Below are 16,290 nucleotides of genomic sequence, written 5' to 3'. Positions count from 1 at the left end.
GGAGATCATCCCGGTCGGTACGGCGGCGAGCGTGGACAACCTGCGGAGGCTGGACGGGGGTTGTGTCGACCTGGCGCTCGCCATGGCGGACGTGGCCGAGGGCGCGGTCACGGGACGCGAGCCCTTCTCCCGTCCCGCGGCGGTGACGGCGCTGGCCCGGGTCTACGTGAACCACACGCACCTCGTCGTCCCGGCGCGGGGCCCGGTGCGATCGGTGACGGACCTCGCGGGCCGCACCGTCGCGGCGGGGGCAAAGGGGTCGGGGGTGCGGTTGGTGGCGGACCGGGTGCTGCGGGCCGCCGTACCGGACGACGGCCGCCCGCCGGTCCGCGAACGGCACTTGGGTCTCGACGCGTCGGTGGGCGCGCTGCGCGAGGGCTCGGCCGACGCGCTGTTCTGGTCCGGCGGCGTGCCCACGCCGGCCCTGTCGGCGCTCGCCCGCGCGTTCCCGCTGCGGATGCTGCCGCTGGACGGCCAGGTGGGGGCGCTGCGGGAGCGGTACGGTCCCGTGTACCAGACGGTCACGCTTCCGGCGGGGGCGTACGGGCTGCCCGAACCGGTGGGCACCATCGGGGTCGGCAACTACCTCCTGGCGCGTGCGGACGTGCCGGACGCCGCCGTACGGGAGCTGCTGCGGGTCCTGTTCGGCCGGTGGCGTGACCTGCTGCGGGAGGTGACGGCCGGGGCCCGGCTGGAACCCCGGTTCGCCATCTCCACCGGGAGCGTTCCCCTCCACCCGGGCGCGGCCGGCCACTACCGGTCCGTGTACGGCTGAGCGGTCGCGGGCGGTGCGGGTGGTGCGGGCGGCCGGGGCGACGGGGCAGAGGTCAGCGGAGCGTGCGCGGGGGTGGCGGGAGCCGGAACTCCACGGCCAGGCCGTGCGGCGCGTTTGCGCCGACATCGAGACGGCCGCCGCCGGCGCGGGCGATCTCATCGGCGATGGCCAGCCCCAGCCCGCTGCCGTGGACGTTCTGGTGGGCGGGGGAGCGCGCGAAGCGCCTTATGATCAGAGGCAGTTGATCCTCGGGAACCCCCGGCCCGTCATCGGCCACCCGTACGACGGCAGTTCCGTCCGCGCCGCGCGTCGCCAGCACCGACACGCGGCCGCCGCGCGGCACGAACTTGACCGCGTTGTCGAGGAGCGCGTCCAGGATGCGGCCGGCCGCGTCGGGCAGGGCCCGGGCCCGGAGGACCTCCGGTCGGCACGAGGCCGTCAGCTCCAGCCCGGCGTCGGCGAAGACCGGAGCCCAGGCGGTGACGCGCGCGTGGACCGACCGGGCCACGTCCTGGTCTCCCGGCTCCGCCGGGCCCGACTCCACACGCGCGAGGGCCAGCAGCCCGTCGAGCAGCTCCTCCAGGCGCTCCGCCTCGTCCAGGGCCCGGGAGTGTTCGGTCCGGCCGGGACCGGGCGCGATGTGCGGCTCGACGTTCTCCAGCTGGAGCACGAGCGTGGCGAGCGGATTGCGCAGCTGGTGGGAGGCGTCCGCCACGAAGTCGCGCTGGCGTCCGAGGGACGCGGCCACGGCCTCCGCCATGGTGTTGAAGTGCCGCCGCAGACGGCGCAGTTCCGGCGGTCCCGTATCGGAGGCGGCCCGCACCCCGAGGCTGCCGGCGGTGAGCCCCTCCACCGCCCGGTCCAGATCGAGGACCGGCCGCATCAGCCACCGCGAGATCCCCGCCGCCACCAGGGCCGCCGCCGCGAAGGCGGCGGCCGCCGCCCCGGCGATGAACGCCCAGCGCACCGTCACGTCCCGGCGGGCGGCACCGGTGGGGACGGTCATCAGGACCGCTCCGCTGACCCGCTCGTCCCGGCCCACCGGCTCGGCGAGCACGACGCTCTGCGGCCCCCAGGGGCGGATGACGGGCAGCCGGTCGGTGGACCGGCCGGTCAGCGCCCGGCGACGGGCGTCCGACACCGCGGCGGAGGTTCCCCGCCCGGGGGTGGTCACCGGCCCGGCGGCGGCTCCGGATTCCCCGGAGGACCCGGTGCCGGCCCGGGCCACCGTCGTTCCCTCCGTGTCCACGACGACCACCCCGGCTCCGTACAGCTGCGCGTAACGGCCGATCTCGGCGGACAGCTCCGCACGGTCGGCGCCGGTGCGCATCCGGTCGGCCAGGTCGGCGAACCGTACGGCTTCCGAACGCCGCTGCAGGAGCAGGTGCTCGGTGCGCCCCCGGGCGTAGGCGTCGGCCAGGGGGACGCAGAGCAGCAGCGCCGACACCCCCATGAGGACCGTCAGCACGGCGAGCAGCCTGCGCCTCACCGCCCGCCGCCCGCCGGCCCGTCCGGCGGGCCGAGCCCCGCGCTCCGTACGTCCCGCTCGTCGGGCGGGGCAGGGGAGCCGAGCTGGTAGCCGAACCCGCGGACCGTGCGCACCAGTCCGGAGCGGCCCGTCTTGGCGCGGATGCCCGCCACGTGGACGTCCAGCGAGCGGGAGGCGGCCAGGAAGGCGTCCCCCCAGATCCGGTCCAGGATCTCCGCACGGGAGTGCACCTCGTCGGGACGCGCGGCGAGGTGCGCCAGCACGTCGAACTCCCGGCGCGTCAGCCGGATCCCGGTCCCGGCCACCGTGACCGTACGCCCCGCCAGGTCGACCTCGACGTCGCCGGAGCGCACGGGACGCCCGGCGGCGGCCGCGGGCACGCTTCCCGGGCGGCCGGACCGGGCGTCCGTCCGGCGGCGTACGGTGTCGATGCGCGCGATCAACTCCGCCATCCGGAACGGCTTGACGACGTAGTCGTCGGCGCCCGCCCGCAGCCCCTGCACGATGTCGCGCTCCTCGCAGCGCGCGGTCACCACGATGAGCGGCGCGTCGCAGACCCTGCGCAGGAGCCGCAGCAGTTCGAGGCCGTCCAGGTCGGGCAGGCCCAGGTCGAGCAGGACGAACTCGGCCTCGCGGGCGTGCCGCAGGGCGTCCAGGGCCCGCCCGACCCTGCGGACGGTGTGCCCGCGCTGGGCGAGCGCCGTGCCGAGGGCCCGGGCCATGCGGTCGTCGTCCTCGACGAGAAGCGCGTGCATAGACAGTTCCTTGTGACGCCGGCTCGTGACGCCCCGCTCGTGACGCCCGGTTCGTGGTGGGTGACCCGCGCGGCGTGCCCCGTGTCCCGGGACAGCAGCTTAGGGGAGCCGCGGTCCCGGGTCACCCGGCCGGATCAGCGGGCGGACTCGGCGGGAGCCGTTGCCGGCCGGCCCTGACCGGGGCCGTCACCGGGCCGGCCCGCGTCGGCCCCGGCCTCGGCACGTGTGAGCGCGGCGTCGCGGGTGTCCGGCATCAGCACGTAGGTCACGAGGGACACCAGCGCGCACCCGGAGACGTACCAGAAGAACATCGACTCGCGGCCGCCGCTCTTGAACCACAGCGCCACGTACTCCGCCGTGCCGCCGAACAGCGCGTTGGCGATGGCGTACGGCAGTGCCACGCCGAGGGCGCGCACCCGGGTCGGGAACAGTTCCGCCTTGACCGCCGCGTTGATCGAGGTGTAGCCGGTGACGATCACCAGGGCCAGCACGGACAGCCCCAGGGCGGACCAGTACGAGGACGCCGAGCCGAGGGCGGTCATGATCGGATACGTGCCGACCGTGCAGCCCACCGCGAACGTGATGAGCAGGGGGCGGCGGCCGATGCGGTCCGACAGCATCCCGGCGAACGGCTGGAGCACGGCGAAGAGCGTCAGCGCGGTGAAGCTGACCAGGGTGGCGGTCGTCTTCTCCATCCCCGCGCTGCCGACGAGGTACTTGGTGAGGTAGGTGGTGTACGTGTAGTACGCCACCGTGCCGCCGAGGGTCAGGGCCATGACCAGGCCCGCCTGTCGCCGGTACTGCCACAGCGCCTTCAGCGTGCCGCGCGCGCTGTCGTCGTGGGCGCCGGCCGAGGCCGCCTCCTCCCGGAACGCGTCGGTCTCCTGGAGCCGGCGCCGCAGCCAGAAGACGACCACCGCGAACAGCGCCCCCAGGAGGAACGGGATCCGCCATCCCCAGCTCTCCAGCTGGTCGGTGGTCAGCGTGTGCTGCATCGTGATCAGGATGCCGAGCCCGAGCAGCTGGCCGCAGGTCATCGACACGTACTGGAACGACGATCCGAGCCCCCGCCGGTCGCGGGCCGACGCCTCGGTGAGGTACGTGGCACTGGCCGCGTACTCGCCGCCGATGCTCAGCCCCTGGAGCAGCCGCGCGAGCAGCAGCACCAGCGCGCCGAAGTATCCGGCCTGGCCGTAGGTCGGGGCGACGGCGATCAGGAGGGCGGCCACCGACATCATGGCGACGGTGAGCGTCAGAGCGCTCTTGCGTCCGTGCCGGTCGGCCGCGCGGCCGAGGATCCAGCCGCCGACGGGGCGCATCAGGAAGCCGACGGCGAAGATCCCCGCGGTGTTCATCAGCTGCGTGGTCGGATTGTCACCGGGGAAGAAGGAATCGGCGAAGTAGATCGCGAAACTGGCGTAGACGAACCAGTCGTACCACTCGACGAGATTCCCGAGCGATCCGCCGATCAGCGCCAGGCGGCGCTTCTTGCGCTCCTCCGCGGACGAGAGCGCGGACGACGGGCCCGGCGACGGGACGGGCGCCGGGACGGGCTCCGGGGAGGGCGGCTTGGCGGCGGACGCAGGCATGGCGGCTCCAGACGGAAAGCTGGTGGTGCGGGACGCGGGCGGGCCCGGCTCCACTACGGGGGGCGGGCGGCACCCAGAGCATCGGCTCGTCCCCGCACCCGGACAAGGCCGGGCCGGCAGATCTAACGTCCCGTTAAGGAAGTCCCCCGGTCCGCCCGGACGGCCGCTTGACCTCAACCGCGCTTGACGTTGGAGACTCCTGGCACGGGCACCGGAGGGACCGGAGGCCCGGGCGGAGGGACAAGCGCTATGCGTGCGACACAGGCGAGGGAGTTCGGCGGCCCGGAGGTACTGGTTCCGGTGGAGCTGCCGGACCCCGTGGCGGGGCCGGGCCAGGTGCTGGTCGCCGTGGCGGCCGTGGACACGATCTTCGTGGAGACGCAGGTGCGTGCCGGGTGGGGCCAGGAGTTCTTCCCGATCACCCCGCCGTACGTCCCCGGCGGCGGCATCGCCGGGACCGTCCGTGCCACCGGCGAAGGCGTGGACCCGGAGTGGGCCGGCCGCCGGGTCGTCGCCTCGATCGGCTCCACCGGCGGTTACGCGGAGCTGGCCGTGGTCCCGGTCGAGGCGCTGGCCGCGGTGCCGGACGAGGTGTCCCTCACGGACGCGGCCGCCCTGGTGCACGACGGCGCGACGGCGACGAGGCTGCTGGCCGCCACCGCCCTCCGGCCCGGGGAGCAAGTGCTGGTCGTGGGCGCGTCGGGCGGCATGGGCACCGTACTGGTCCAACTGGCGAAGGCGGCGGGCGCGCGGGTCGTCGGCACGGCCCGGGGCGAGGACAAGACCGCCCTGGTACGGGAGCTGGGCGCGGACGCCGTCATCGACGCGGCCGCGCCCGACTGGGTGGAGCGGGCCCGCCGGGAGCTCGGGGGCGGGGGAGCGGACGTCGTACTGGACGGGGTGGGCGGGGGGATCGGCCTGGCCGCGTTCTCGCTCGTCGCGGACGGCGGCCGGTTCTCGGCCCACGGCGCCCCCACGGGCGGCTTCGCCCCGGTGGACCGGGCGGGGGCGGAGGCCAGGGGGGTACGGCTGCTCGGCATCGGAGACGTCCAGCTGACGGTTCCGCAGCACGCCGCGTTCGCCGGTGAGGTCCTGCGAGCGGCGGCCAGGGGCGATCTCCGCCCGGTGATCGGCGGCACGTTCCCGCTGGAGCGGGCGGCCGCGGCCCATGAGGCGATCGAGTCCCGCAAGCTGCTGGGCAAGACGGTGATCACCGTCTGACGCGGGCCCCGGCCGGCATGTCAGAGTGATGTATGACCACCCTCGCCCAGCTTCGCAGGACGGCCCTCTCCCTTCCGGGGACCAGTGAGCGCGTCACCTCCGCCGGTCTGGTCTCCTTCACCGTGGGGGACACGTGGTTCGCGTCGGCGGACCAGGACGGACGCGTCCGCCTGCGTCTCCTCCCGGCCGAGGGCGACGAGGTGCTCGGGGCGTATCCGAGCGCTGAGCGCCTGACGCGGGGCGCGACGGCGATCGGCGTACGCGTACCGCTGGCCGACATCGACGGCCGGCAGCTCAACCACTGGGTACTCCGCGCCTGGCTCGCGCGGGCACCGAAGCGGCTCGCCGCCCAGGTCGAGGACGGGAGCGCGGTGGCCGCCGGTGAAGTCGGCGACCTGCCCAAGGCGATCGGCGGCCCCGCCACACGGGCGCTCGCCGGCGTCGGCATCACCACGCTCGCCCAGGTCGCCGAACTGACGGGCGCCGAACTGCTGGCGCTGCACGGCGTGGGACCGAAGGCCGTGCGCGTCCTCACCGAGACCCTCGTCGCGACGGGGCGCCGGCCGGCCGGATGACCCCGGGGCCCGGGCAGCCCCCGGACCCGGCCCGGCGCACCCGTGAGGAGCAGGGGTTTCCCCGCCCGGAGCGGGGCAGACGCGGCCCGGTACCACTGATGGGAATCGAGCGAGGAGAACCGCCATGTCCAGCGCTTCAGAGCCGGAACTTCCGGCTCCCGTACCGGAGAACCGCGATGCCGTGACCCCGGACCTGCCTCCGGTCGGGTCAGGCGCTCCCGACCTTCCGGGCGCCGGGCCGGACGGGCCCCGGCCGGACGACGCCGAGGGGAAGAGGACGGACAAGGCCACGGACAAGGCCACGGACGAGGCCACGGACGAGGCGGCCGAGAACGACACGGCCGCCGGATCCGGTTCCGAAGGTGCCGGGGCCCAGGAGCCTCCGGACTAGTCCGCGGCAGCCCGGCCGGCCTCCGGGTGCGCCCCCCGCGCGGGCGGGGGACGCGGCCGGGGCCGGTCAGCGGGCCAGCAGGTCCTTGAGGAACCCGTCGGCGTCGAAGGTCTCGGAGCCCGGTGTGGTGACGGCGTACGTCTCCTCGAGGAAGCCCTTGACCGCGCGGGCGTTGACGAGGAGCACCACGCCCTGCCCGCCGGCGGAGTCGCGCAGGCCGACGCGGATCTCCTCGCCGCCGGCCGTCCGCTGCGGCCGGAAGGTGACGTCTCCCTCGCCCACCGGGCGCTGGAGACCCTCGGCCAGCATCTGGCGGTCGAAGCACCAGTACGGCAGGACCGTGTCCCCGGCGAAGAACTGTGCCCGCACGGCGTAGGGGTCGGCGCTGTCATAGGAGAAGCGGCCGAGGAGCGGTACCTCGTCCCCGGCCGCGTCGTTCAGGCGTACGGCGATCAGAGCGGACACACGGGACAGCAAGGCGGGCCTCCGGGACTGGGCTACTCGTCCGACCCGTATGCCCCTTCTCCGCGAGCGCACGCTGCGCCATCCGAACGAACTCCGGCACCGAAGTCCGCCGGGCGCCGCCGCGGCCGGTTCAGACGATCTCGGCGTCGTAGAAGCAGAAGTGGTCCCTGATCGCGGCGACGCCCGGTTTCGGGTCCGCGTACGCCCAGACGAGATCGGTGGCCCCGGGCACGGACCAGTATCCGGCGTCCCCCTTGAACGGACAGTGGGTGCGGGCGTCGGACGGGGTCAGCAGGTCGGTGCGGACGTCCTCGGGCGGCAGGTAGTACCGGGGCGGGCAGCCCGTCTCGCGCAGCACCAGGGCCCGCCGGCTCTCTGCCAGGACCTGCCCGTCCCGCACGACGCGCACGTGCTCGGTGCCCTGCTCGATGGTGATGTCGTGTCCACGTGTCATACGTTCCTCAGCGCGCACGGCCGGAGAATTCTTCCCGCGCGGCGCCTTTAGAGGTGCTTTACCGGCGATGCGGAGAATGCCGCGTCATGCGGACGGCCTCGCCGTTCCGCCGTCCCGAAAGCCAGGGGGCCCGATGCTGCCCAAGTTCCCCATGTCGAGACAGTGTCCCTACCACCCGCCGCCCGGATACGAGGAGTTGAAGAAGCAAGGTCCGCTCGCGCGGGTCCGGCTCTACGACGGACGCACCGCGTGGGCCGTCACCGGGTACGCGCAGACGCGGCAGCTCCTGGTCGACCCCCGGCTCTCCTCCGACCGGTCCCGGCCGGACTTCCCGGTGCTGGTGCCCCGGATGGCCGCCGCGAAGCTCGTCGCACTCGTCGGCATGGACCCGCCCGAGCACGACGTGCAGCGCCGCATGCTCATCCCCAGCTTCACCGTGAAGCGCGTCAACTCGCTGCGGCCGGCGATCCGCCGGATCGTCGTGGAGCGGATCGAGGCCCTCCTCGCGGGCGGGCGGCGCGCCGCGGACCTCGTACCCGGGTTCGCGCTGCCGGTGCCGTCCACCGTGATCTGCGAACTGCTCGGAGTGCCCTACGGGGACCACGAGTTCTTCGAGGAGCAGACCCGGCGCATGCTGATGGCCACCAGCACCGCGCAGGAGGCGTCCGCGGCGGCCGGTGCGCTGATCCGGTACTTCGACGAGCTGATCGACGCCAAACGGGCCGACCCCGGCGAGGGACTGATCGACGAACTCATCGTGGACCGGCTCGCGCCGGGCGAGCTGACCCGGGAAGAGCTGGCCTCCATCGCCATGTTCCTGCTGGTGGCGGGCCACGAGACCACCGCCAACATGATCGGGCTCAGCGTGCTCACGCTCCTGCTGCACCCCGAGCAGCTCGCCCGGCTGCGCGCCGACGAGTCCCTCGCGCCCGGTGCGGTCGAGGAACTCCTGCGGTTCCTGTCCGTCGCGGACGAGCTCCAGCGGGTGGCGGCCGCCGACATCGAGATCGGCGGCGAGGTGATCCGGGAGGGAGACGCCGTCTACCTGCCGAACGCCGCGGCCAACCGCGCTCCCGAGGTCTTCCCCGACCCGGACACCCTGGACGTCGGGCGCGGCACCCGCCACCACCTGGCGTTCGGCTACGGGGTCCACCAGTGCATCGGCCAGAATCTGGCCCGCGCCGAGCTGGAGATCGCCCTGTACGAACTGGCCGTACGGATGCCCGGGCTGCGGCTCGCCGAGCCGGTCGAGCAGCTCGGGACCAAGCCGGGAGGCTCCGTCCAGGGCGTCCTGAGGCTGCCGGTCACCTGGTAGCCCCTCCGGTCGCACCCGACACGGCCGCGGCGGGTCCCCGGGAACGTTCCCGGGGACCCGCTCACCGTTGTCAGGCCGCCGGTGCCTGCTCCCTCAGGAACCGGGCCACGGCCGCCGGAGTCGGGTAGTCGTACAGCAGCACCGGCGGCAGGAGCATGCCCGTCGCCTCGCACAGCCGGTTGCGGACCTCCAGCGCGGTGAAGGAGGAGAAGCCGATGTCGAGGAAGTTGTCCTCGGCGTCGATCAGCTCGGGCGAGGCGTGGCCGAGGACGTCGGCCGCGTGGACCCGGACGAGGTCCAGATACGAGGCTTCGGCCGTCGGCCCGTCCTGCGTCGGCCCGTCCTGCGCCGGCCCGCCGCCCGACGCGGAACCGTCCGAGGCGGAACCGCCCGTCGCGGGCGCCGGGTGCGGCTGCGCGATCACCCGTACGCTCGCCGGCTGACGGGGCCGGGCGGCCGCCTCCTGGGACGGCCACCAGTAGTGGGCGTGCTCGAACGGGTACGTCGGCAGGTCCGCCCCGGCGTCCGCGGGACCGCCGTACCACTCCCGCCAGTCCACGGCCCGGCCCGCCACGTGCAGCCGGGACAGCGCTCCGGCCAGCGAGGCCGCCTCCGGCCGCTCGCGCACCAGCGCGGGCACCACCAGCGGATCGGACCCGGGCGGCAGGGCCGCCGTGACCATCGGCGCCAGCACCGCGTCCGGTCCGACCTCCACGAAGGCCGTCACCCCCGCCCCGTGCAGCGCGGAAACCGCCTCGCCGAAGCGCACGGTCGAGCGCAGCTGGCGCGCCCAGTAGTCGGGCTCCCGCAGCTCCTCCAGTTCCACGGGCCGGCCCGTCAGGTCGGAGACGATCCGCAGCGCGGGCGGCCGGAACTCCAGCCCGGCCACCACCGTCCGCAGCGGGTCGAGCGCGCCGTCCATGTGGGCGGAGTGGAACGCGTGGCTCACCCGCAGCCTGCTGGTCCGCCGCCGCCACACGCCGAGCGCCGCCGCGATCTGCTCCACGGCGTCCGCGTCACCCGAGACCACCACGGACGACGGGCCGTTCACCGCGGCGAGCCCCACCCGGCCGCCGTACTCGCCGAGCAGCGCCGCCACCTCCCGCTCCGACGCCTCGCAGGCCAGCATCGCCCCGCCCGCCGGCTGCTCCTGCATCAGCCGGCCGCGGGCCGCGACCAGCGCCGCCCCGTCCGCCGGCGACAGGACCCCCGCCGCCACGACGGCCGTCAGCCCGCCGATCGAATGCCCGGCCACCCACTCCGGCTCCGGCAGCAGCCGCCCCAGCTCGCGGAACAGTGCCAGTTCCAGCGCGAACAGGGCCGGCTGCGCGTACTCGGTGCGCTCCAGCAGCGTCGCCTCCGCGCTGCCCCCGGCCGCCAGCAGCACCGGCAGCAGCGGACGCTCCAGCGAGCCCTCGAACGCCGCGCACACCTCGTCGAGCGCCTCCCGGAACGCGGGCCGCCCCTCGTACAGTTCGCTTCCCATGCCCGCCCGGTGGCTGCCCTGGCCGGTGAACAGGTACGCGGTCGTGGGCCGCTCGCCCGCCGCGCCCCGCACGGTGCGCGGCCCCGCACGGCCCGCCGCGAGGTCCGCCAGCGCCGTCAGCGCCCCCTCACGCCCGCCGGGCAGGACGGCCGCCCGGTGGCGCAGGTGACTGCGCCCGAGGGCCAGCGCCCGCCCGACCTCCGCGTCCGTCCACGGGGTCCCCGTACCGTTCGCGCGGGCGGTCCCCGTCTCCTTGAGCCGGGCCAGCAGCCGCCCGGCCTGGGCCCGCAGGGCGTCCTGGGAACGGGCCGACAGCAGCCACGGCGCGGGCGGCTCCGGCAGGCGGGGCGGTGCCGCCGGGCCGGGCGCACCGGCGGCGGGGACGGGCGCCTCCGGGGCCTGCTCCAGGATCACGTGGGCGTTGGTCCCGCTGATCCCGAACGAGGACACCCCGGCCCGCCGGGCCCGCTTGCGGTCCGGCCACGGAACCGACTTCGTCAGCAGTTCGACGGCCCCGGCCGACCAGTCGACGTGCGGGGTCGGCTCGTCCACATGGAGCGTGCGCGGTACCACCCCGTGCCGGATCGCCTCCACCATCTTGATCACGCCGGCGACGCCCGCCGCCGCCTGGGTGTGCCCGATGTTCGACTTGAGGGAGCCCAGCAGCAGCGGCTCGCCCGCCGGCCTGCCCTGCCCGTACGCGGCGAGCAGTGCCCGCGCCTCGATCGGGTCGCCGAGCCGGGTGCCCGTACCGTGCGCCTCCACCACGTCGACCTGCTGCGGCGCCAGCCGCGCCGACGCCAGCGCCTGCGCGATGACCCGCTCCTGCGTGGGCCCGTTGGGCGCGGTCAGGCCGTTGCTCGCCCCGTCCTGGTTGACGGCCGAGCCGCGCAGCACGGCCAGGATCCGGCGGCCGTTGCGCCGGGCGTCCGAGAGCCGCTCCAGCAGGACCAGGCCGACGCCCTCGGCGAAGCCCGTTCCGTCCGCCGCCGCCGCGAACGCCTTGCACCGGGCGTCCGGCGACAGCCCGCGCTGCCGGCTGAACTCCACCAGCAGCAGCGGCGTCGCCATCACGGTCACCCCGCCGGCCAGCGCGAGATCGCACTCCCCGCCCCGCAGGGACTGGGCCGCCAGGTGCATCGCCACCAGGGAGGACGAGCAGGCCGTGTCGAGCGTGACGGCCGGCCCCTCCAGCCCCAGGTGGTAGGCGACCCGTCCGGACGCCACGCTGGTCGCGTTGCCCGTCATCAGGTGCCCCTCGTACCCGTCCGGCACCTCGGCGGGCGGTGGTACGTACGCCTGGGAGACGACCCCGGCGAACACGCCCGTCCGGCTGCCGTGCAGCGAGGCCGGCGCGATCCCGGCGCGCTCGAAGGTCTCCCACGCCACCTCCAGCAGCAGCCGCTGCTGGGGGTCCGTGGCGATCGCCTCGCGCGGCCCCATCCCGAAGAACGCCGCGTCGAACCGGCCCGCCTCGTGCAGGAAGCCGCCCTCCCGCGTGTACGTCGTGCCCGGCCGGTCCGGGTCCGGGTCGTAGAGCCCGTCCAGGTCCCAGCCCCGGTCCAGCGGCAGACCGGAGACCGCGTCGCGCTCCTCGGACACCAGCTCCCACAGCGCCTCGGGGGAGTCGACGCCGCCCGGGAAGCGGCAGCCCATCGCCACGATCGCGATCGGCTCGCGGCCGCGGTCCTCCAGCTCCCGGATCTTGCGCTTGGCCTGCTTCAGGTCGGCCGTCGCCCGCTTCAGATAGTCGCGGAGCCGGTCCTCGTTGGTGGCGTTGCCGCCGTTGCCGCCGTTGCCGCCGTTGCCGCCGTTGCCGGTGGTGTCTCCGGTGGTGTTGCCGCTCATCGCCGTCACACTTTCCGCCCCGAAGGTCCTAGGAGGCATCGAATTCCCCGTCCAGTTCGCGGAACAGTTCCTCGTCGGTGGCCTCCGCGAGGTCACCGATCCCGTCCGGGACCGGGCCGTCCGCCGGCCCGGCCTCCTCCTCCCACCGCCACAGCGCGGCCCGCAGCCGGTCCCGCAGCGCGGCGAAGTCCGGGCTGTCGAAGGTGACCGAGGCCAGCAGCCGGTCCAGGTCGGCGGCCGCGTCGCCCGGCGCCAGCAGCCCCAGCAGGTGCCCGGCCAGGGCCTCGGGCGTCGGGAAGTCGAACACCAGCGTCGTCGGCAGCCGCAGCCCGGTCGCCGCGACGATCCGGTTGCGCAGCTCCACCGAGGTCAGGGAGTCGAAGCCGATCTCCTTGAACGCCCGGTCCGCCGCGATGCCATCGGCGGCCGTGTGGCCGAGCACCGCCGCGACCTGGTCCCGCACCAGGGTCAGCACCACGCGCTCCCGCTCCGGCCCGTGCAGGGCCGTCAGCCGCTCCGCGAAGCCCTGCGCCGACACCCGGACCGCCTGGGCGGCCCGGCGTACGCCCGGCCCGCGGACGAGCGCGCGGAGCACCGCCGCGACCCCCTCCGGACCCGCCCGGTCCCGCAGCGCGGCCAGGTCCAGCGGCGCGGGCGCCAGCAGCGGCTGCCCGGCCGCCAGCGCCGCGTCGTACAGCGCCATTCCCTCGGGCACGGTCATCGGGACCAGCCCGCCGCGGCCGATCCGGGCCAGGTCCGCGTCGGCCAGGTGCCCGGTCATCCCGCTGGCTTCCTCCCACATGCCCCAGGCCAGTGACACGGCCGGCAGGCCGAGCGCCCTCCGGTGCACGGCCAGGGCGTCCAGGAACACGTTCGCCGCCGCGTAGGTGGCCTGCCCGGCGCCGCCGAGCAGACCCGAGGCGGAGGAGAACAGTACGAACGAGGACAGGTCGAGCCCCCGGGTCAGCTCGTGCAGGTGCCAGGCCGCGTCCACCTTGGGGCGCAGGACCGCCTCGGTCTTCTCCGGCGTCAGCGAGGCCAGCACGCCGTCGTCCAGCACGCCCGCCGCGTGGACCACGTCCGTGAGCGGATGTGCGGGGTCGACCGACGCGAGCAGGGACGCCAGAGCCTCCCGGTCGGCGGTGTCGCAGGCGACGATCCGCACCCGCGCCCCCAGCCCGGTCAGTTCCGCCTCCAGCTCCCGCGCCCCGGGGGCCTGCGGGCCCCGGCGGCCGGTCAGCAGCAGGTCGCGCACCCCGCGTTCGGTCACCAGGTGGCGTGCCAGCGCCGACCCCAGCGTGCCGGTACCACCGGTGATCAGCACCGTTCCCGGCCGGGACGGCGCGGGCAGCGTGAGGACGACCTTGCCGACCTGGCGGGCCTGCGCGAACCAGCGGAACGCGTCCGGCGCCCGGCCGACGTCCCAGGTCGTCACCGGCAGCGGCTCCAGCCCGCCGTCCTCGAAGAGGGCGAGGACGGCGGTCAGCGCCGCGCCCACCGCGTCCGGGTCCATGTCCAGCAGCTCGAAGGGCTGGTACGCGACCCCCGGCCGGACCGCGGCGACCGCCTCCGGATCCCGCGGATCGGCGATTCCCATCTCCACGAACCGTCCGCCCGGCCCCAGCAGCCGCAGCGACGCGTCGATGAACTCCCCGGTCAGGGAGTTCAGCACCACGTCCACCCCGTCACCGCCGGTGGCCGCGAGGACGCTCTCCTCGAAGCCGGTGGTCCGGGAGGAGGCGAGGTGCGCCCCGTCCACGCCGAGCGCCCGCAGCGCACCCCACTTGGCGGGGCTCGCCGTCGCGAACACCTCGGCGCCCAGCCGGCGGGCCAGTTGCAGCGCGGCCAGGCCCACTCCGCCCGCGGCGGAGTGGATCAGCACCCGCTCGCCGGACCGCAGCCCGGCCAGCTCCACCAGCCCGTAGTACGCGGTCGTGAACACCGCCGGGACACCGGCGGCCTGCGCGAAGGACCAGCCGTCCGGGATACGGGCGATCAGCCGCCGGTCGGCCACCGCCACCGGGCCCACCGCACCCGGCACCAGCCCGAACACCCGGTCGCCGACCGCCAGCCCCTCGACTCCGGGACCCGTCTCCAGGACGGTGCCGGCGGCCTCGGTCCCCAGCGGGGCACCGGCCGGCACCATGCCCAGAGCGGTCAGCACGTCCCGGAAGTTCAGCCCCGCCGCCCGCACGGCGATCCGTACCCGGCCCTCGGCCAGCGGCGCTTCCGCCTCCGGGCAGGGGGCGGCGAACAGGTCGTCGGGAGTGCCGCCCGGGGTCGACAGCCGCCAGGGCCCGCCCTCGACGGGCGCGGCCAGCGGGTCGCCGCCGGGCGCGGCCACCAGCCTCGGGACGAGGATCCGGCCCTCCCGCAGGGCGAACTGGGGCTCTCCGGTGCCGAGCGCGGAGTCCAGCGCCCCGCGCGACGGCGAGGCTTCGTCCGGATCGTCGACGTCGACCAGGACGATACGGCCCGGGTTCTCGGTGGCCGCCGACCTGACCAGCCCCCACAGCGGGGCGGTCGCCAGATCGGGCGCGTCACCGGGCCCGGCCGCGACGGCGCGCCGGGTCAGCACCACCAGCGTGCCGTCCGTGTCCCGCTCGATCCAGTCCCGCAGCCGGCCGAGGACGTCCGCCAAGGCGGCGCGCACCGCTTCGGGAGCCGGGCCCGCGTGGGGGCCCGTCGCGTCGAGCAGCTCGTACGGGCCCACCTCGGCGGGCTCCGACGGCTCGGACACCTCCGTCCACACCGGTTCGTACAGCGACCGGACGCCGGACGGGCGCCTGCCCGAAGGGAACTGCCCCGGCCGGAGGGGCCGCAGCGTCAGCGCGCCGACCGTCAGCACGGGAGCCCCGGCCGGGTCGGCGACCGAGAAGGTCACGGAGTCCTGCCCGCCGGAGCCCGGCGAGACGGTCACCCGCAGCGCGGTCGCCGCCGTGGCCCGGAGGGAGACGTCGCTCCAGGAGAACGGGAGCCGGACGCCGTCGCCCAGGAACCCGCCGAGCGCCATGGTGTGCAGGGCGGAGTCCAGCAGCGCCGGGTGGAGCGTGAAGCGGGCCGCGTCGTCGTGGTACTCCGGCGCGAGCGAGACCTCCCCGTACACGGTGTCGCCGTCGCGCCAGGCGGCCGTGAGGTTCCGGAAGGCGGGCCCGTACCCGTACCCCAGGCGGTCCAGGTCCTCGTACAGGTCCGCCACGTCGAGGGGCTCGGCCCCCGCGGGCGGCCAGACCTCCTCCGCCGGGGGAGCGGCCGCCGCGTGCGGCGCCGGGGCCAGGGTGCCGGAGGCGTGCCGGGTCCACCGCGCCGGCTCGGCCTCCGCGTCCTCGGCGGCACCGTTCTCGGGCCGGGAGTGCACCGAGACCCGGCGCAGGCCGGCCTCATCCGGGGCCTGGACCGTGACCTGGACGCGGGTGCTGCCGCGTTCGGGCACGAACAGCGGCGCCTCCAGGGTCAGTTCGTCCACCCGATCGGCCTGCGCCTGCTGTCCGGCCCGAAGGGCGAGCTCCAGCAGGGCGGTGGCGGGCAGCAGGGCGGTGCCGTTCACCGCGTGATCGGCGAGCCAGGCGTGCGAGGCCGCCGAGATACGTCCGGTGAGCAGCACGGAGTCACCATCGGCGAGCGTCGTGACCGCCGTGAGGAACGGATGGTCGCTCGCGTCGAGCCCGAGGCTGCCCGCGTCACTGTGAGCGGCAGGGCCTTCGAGCCAGTAGCGGTGGTGTTGGAAGGGGTAGGTGGGGAGGTTGGTGGGGGGTGTGGTGGGGGGTGTGGTGTGCCAGGTGGTGGGGGTGCCGTAGGTGTGGTGGTGGGCGAGGTGGGTGTGGAAGTGGGCGAGGGTGCCTTGGTTGCGGCGGAGGGTTCCGGTGGTGAGGGGTGTGGTGGGGAGGTTGGTGTGGGTTTCGAGGGTGTCTTGGATGGCGGTGGTGA

Annotated in this window: 12 protein-coding genes; 5 read left to right on the top strand and 7 right to left on the bottom strand. The window is 75.2% G+C overall.

Going from position 1 to position 16,290, the window contains the following annotated elements; genetic code table 11:
* Positions 1-775, top strand: a 775-nt coding sequence (locus ABT106_RS26015; RefSeq protein WP_351281796.1) for a TAXI family TRAP transporter solute-binding subunit, incomplete at its 5' end; no start/stop codon positions are given.
* Positions 776-827: 52 nt separating this feature from the next.
* Here the strand turns inward: ABT106_RS26015 and ABT106_RS26010 are convergent.
* The 3 genes from ABT106_RS26010 to ABT106_RS26000 form a co-directional block, all read right to left on the bottom strand.
* Complete coding sequence (locus ABT106_RS26010) at positions 828-2,264, bottom strand: HAMP domain-containing sensor histidine kinase (RefSeq protein ID WP_351281793.1); 1,437 nt, start codon at positions 2,262-2,264, stop codon at positions 828-830.
* Complete coding sequence (locus ABT106_RS26005) at positions 2,261-3,019, bottom strand: response regulator transcription factor (protein WP_351281792.1); 759 nt, start codon at positions 3,017-3,019, stop codon at positions 2,261-2,263. Before ABT106_RS26005 ends, ABT106_RS26010 begins: the two co-directional genes overlap by 4 nt.
* A 134-nt stretch (positions 3,020-3,153) precedes the next feature.
* Positions 3,154-4,491, bottom strand: a complete 1,338-nt coding sequence (locus ABT106_RS26000; RefSeq protein ID WP_351281798.1) for an MFS transporter — start codon at positions 4,489-4,491, stop codon at positions 3,154-3,156.
* A 366-nt stretch (positions 4,492-4,857) separates the two neighbouring features.
* Here ABT106_RS26000 and ABT106_RS25995 point away from each other — a divergent pair, with 366 nt between their 5' ends.
* From ABT106_RS25995 to ABT106_RS25985, 3 genes are all read left to right on the top strand, one after another.
* A complete protein-coding gene (locus ABT106_RS25995; protein ID WP_351281790.1) occupies positions 4,858-5,829 on the top strand; it encodes a zinc-binding dehydrogenase in 972 nt (323 codons plus the stop codon).
* Positions 5,830-5,861: 32 nt separating this feature from the next.
* On the top strand, positions 5,862-6,404 hold the full coding sequence (locus tag ABT106_RS25990; protein ID WP_351281788.1) for a hypothetical protein: 543 nt from the start codon (positions 5,862-5,864) through the stop codon (positions 6,402-6,404).
* 124 nt (positions 6,405-6,528) lie between these two features.
* Positions 6,529-6,795 carry a hypothetical protein gene (locus ABT106_RS25985; protein ID WP_351281786.1) on the top strand — a complete coding sequence of 89 codons (267 nt, stop codon included), beginning with the start codon at positions 6,529-6,531 and terminating at the stop codon, positions 6,793-6,795.
* Positions 6,796-6,861: 66 nt separating this feature from the next.
* Here ABT106_RS25985 and ABT106_RS25980 read toward each other — a convergent pair whose 3' ends face one another.
* Positions 6,862-7,260, bottom strand: a complete 399-nt coding sequence (locus ABT106_RS25980; protein WP_351281783.1) for an SsgA family sporulation/cell division regulator — start codon at positions 7,258-7,260, stop codon at positions 6,862-6,864.
* A gap of 130 nt (positions 7,261-7,390) precedes the next feature.
* On the bottom strand, positions 7,391-7,714 hold the full coding sequence (locus tag ABT106_RS25975; protein WP_351281780.1) for a DUF427 domain-containing protein: 324 nt from the start codon (positions 7,712-7,714) through the stop codon (positions 7,391-7,393).
* 151 nt (positions 7,715-7,865) lie between these two features.
* Between ABT106_RS25975 and ABT106_RS25970 the strand changes: the two genes are divergently transcribed.
* Positions 7,866-9,029, top strand: a complete 1,164-nt coding sequence (locus ABT106_RS25970; protein WP_351281778.1) for a cytochrome P450 — start codon at positions 7,866-7,868, stop codon at positions 9,027-9,029.
* Between the two features lie 70 nt (positions 9,030-9,099).
* Here ABT106_RS25970 and ABT106_RS25965 read toward each other — a convergent pair whose 3' ends face one another.
* Both ABT106_RS25965 and ABT106_RS25960 read right to left on the bottom strand, forming a co-directional pair.
* The gene (locus ABT106_RS25965; RefSeq protein ID WP_351281776.1) at positions 9,100-12,363 is read right to left on the bottom strand and encodes a type I polyketide synthase; all 3,264 of its coding nucleotides are present in this window, start codon (positions 12,361-12,363) and stop codon (positions 9,100-9,102) included.
* Positions 12,364-12,391: 28 nt separating this feature from the next.
* Positions 12,392-16,290 (bottom strand): SDR family NAD(P)-dependent oxidoreductase (locus ABT106_RS25960; protein ID WP_351281773.1); only part of this gene is annotated, 3,899 nt, incomplete at its 5' end.

Source organism: Streptomyces sp. NPDC002044, assembly GCF_040296725.1.
Taxonomy (GTDB): domain Bacteria; phylum Actinomycetota; class Actinomycetes; order Streptomycetales; family Streptomycetaceae; genus Streptomyces; species Streptomyces antarcticus.
Note: the sequence above shows the minus strand (reverse complement) of the source record. Positions and strands in the feature narration are given on the sequence as shown.

Bases quoted from the DNA above. Each gene is read 5' to 3' on its own strand.
- ABT106_RS25985 (WP_351281786.1), top strand. From the start codon at position 6,529: ATGTCCAGCGCTTCAGAGCCGGAACTTCCGGCTCCCGTACCGGAGAAC.
- ABT106_RS25975 (WP_351281780.1), bottom strand. From the start codon at position 7,714: ATGACACGTGGACACGACATCACCATCGAGCAGGGCACCGAGCACGTG.
- ABT106_RS25995 (WP_351281790.1), top strand. From the start codon at position 4,858: ATGCGTGCGACACAGGCGAGGGAGTTCGGCGGCCCGGAGGTACTGGTT.
- ABT106_RS25970 (WP_351281778.1), top strand. From the start codon at position 7,866: ATGTCGAGACAGTGTCCCTACCACCCGCCGCCCGGATACGAGGAGTTG.
- ABT106_RS25965 (WP_351281776.1), bottom strand. From the start codon at position 12,363: ATGAGCGGCAACACCACCGGAGACACCACCGGCAACGGCGGCAACGGC.
- ABT106_RS26005 (WP_351281792.1), bottom strand. From the start codon at position 3,019: ATGCACGCGCTTCTCGTCGAGGACGACGACCGCATGGCCCGGGCCCTC.
- ABT106_RS25990 (WP_351281788.1), top strand. From the start codon at position 5,862: ATGACCACCCTCGCCCAGCTTCGCAGGACGGCCCTCTCCCTTCCGGGG.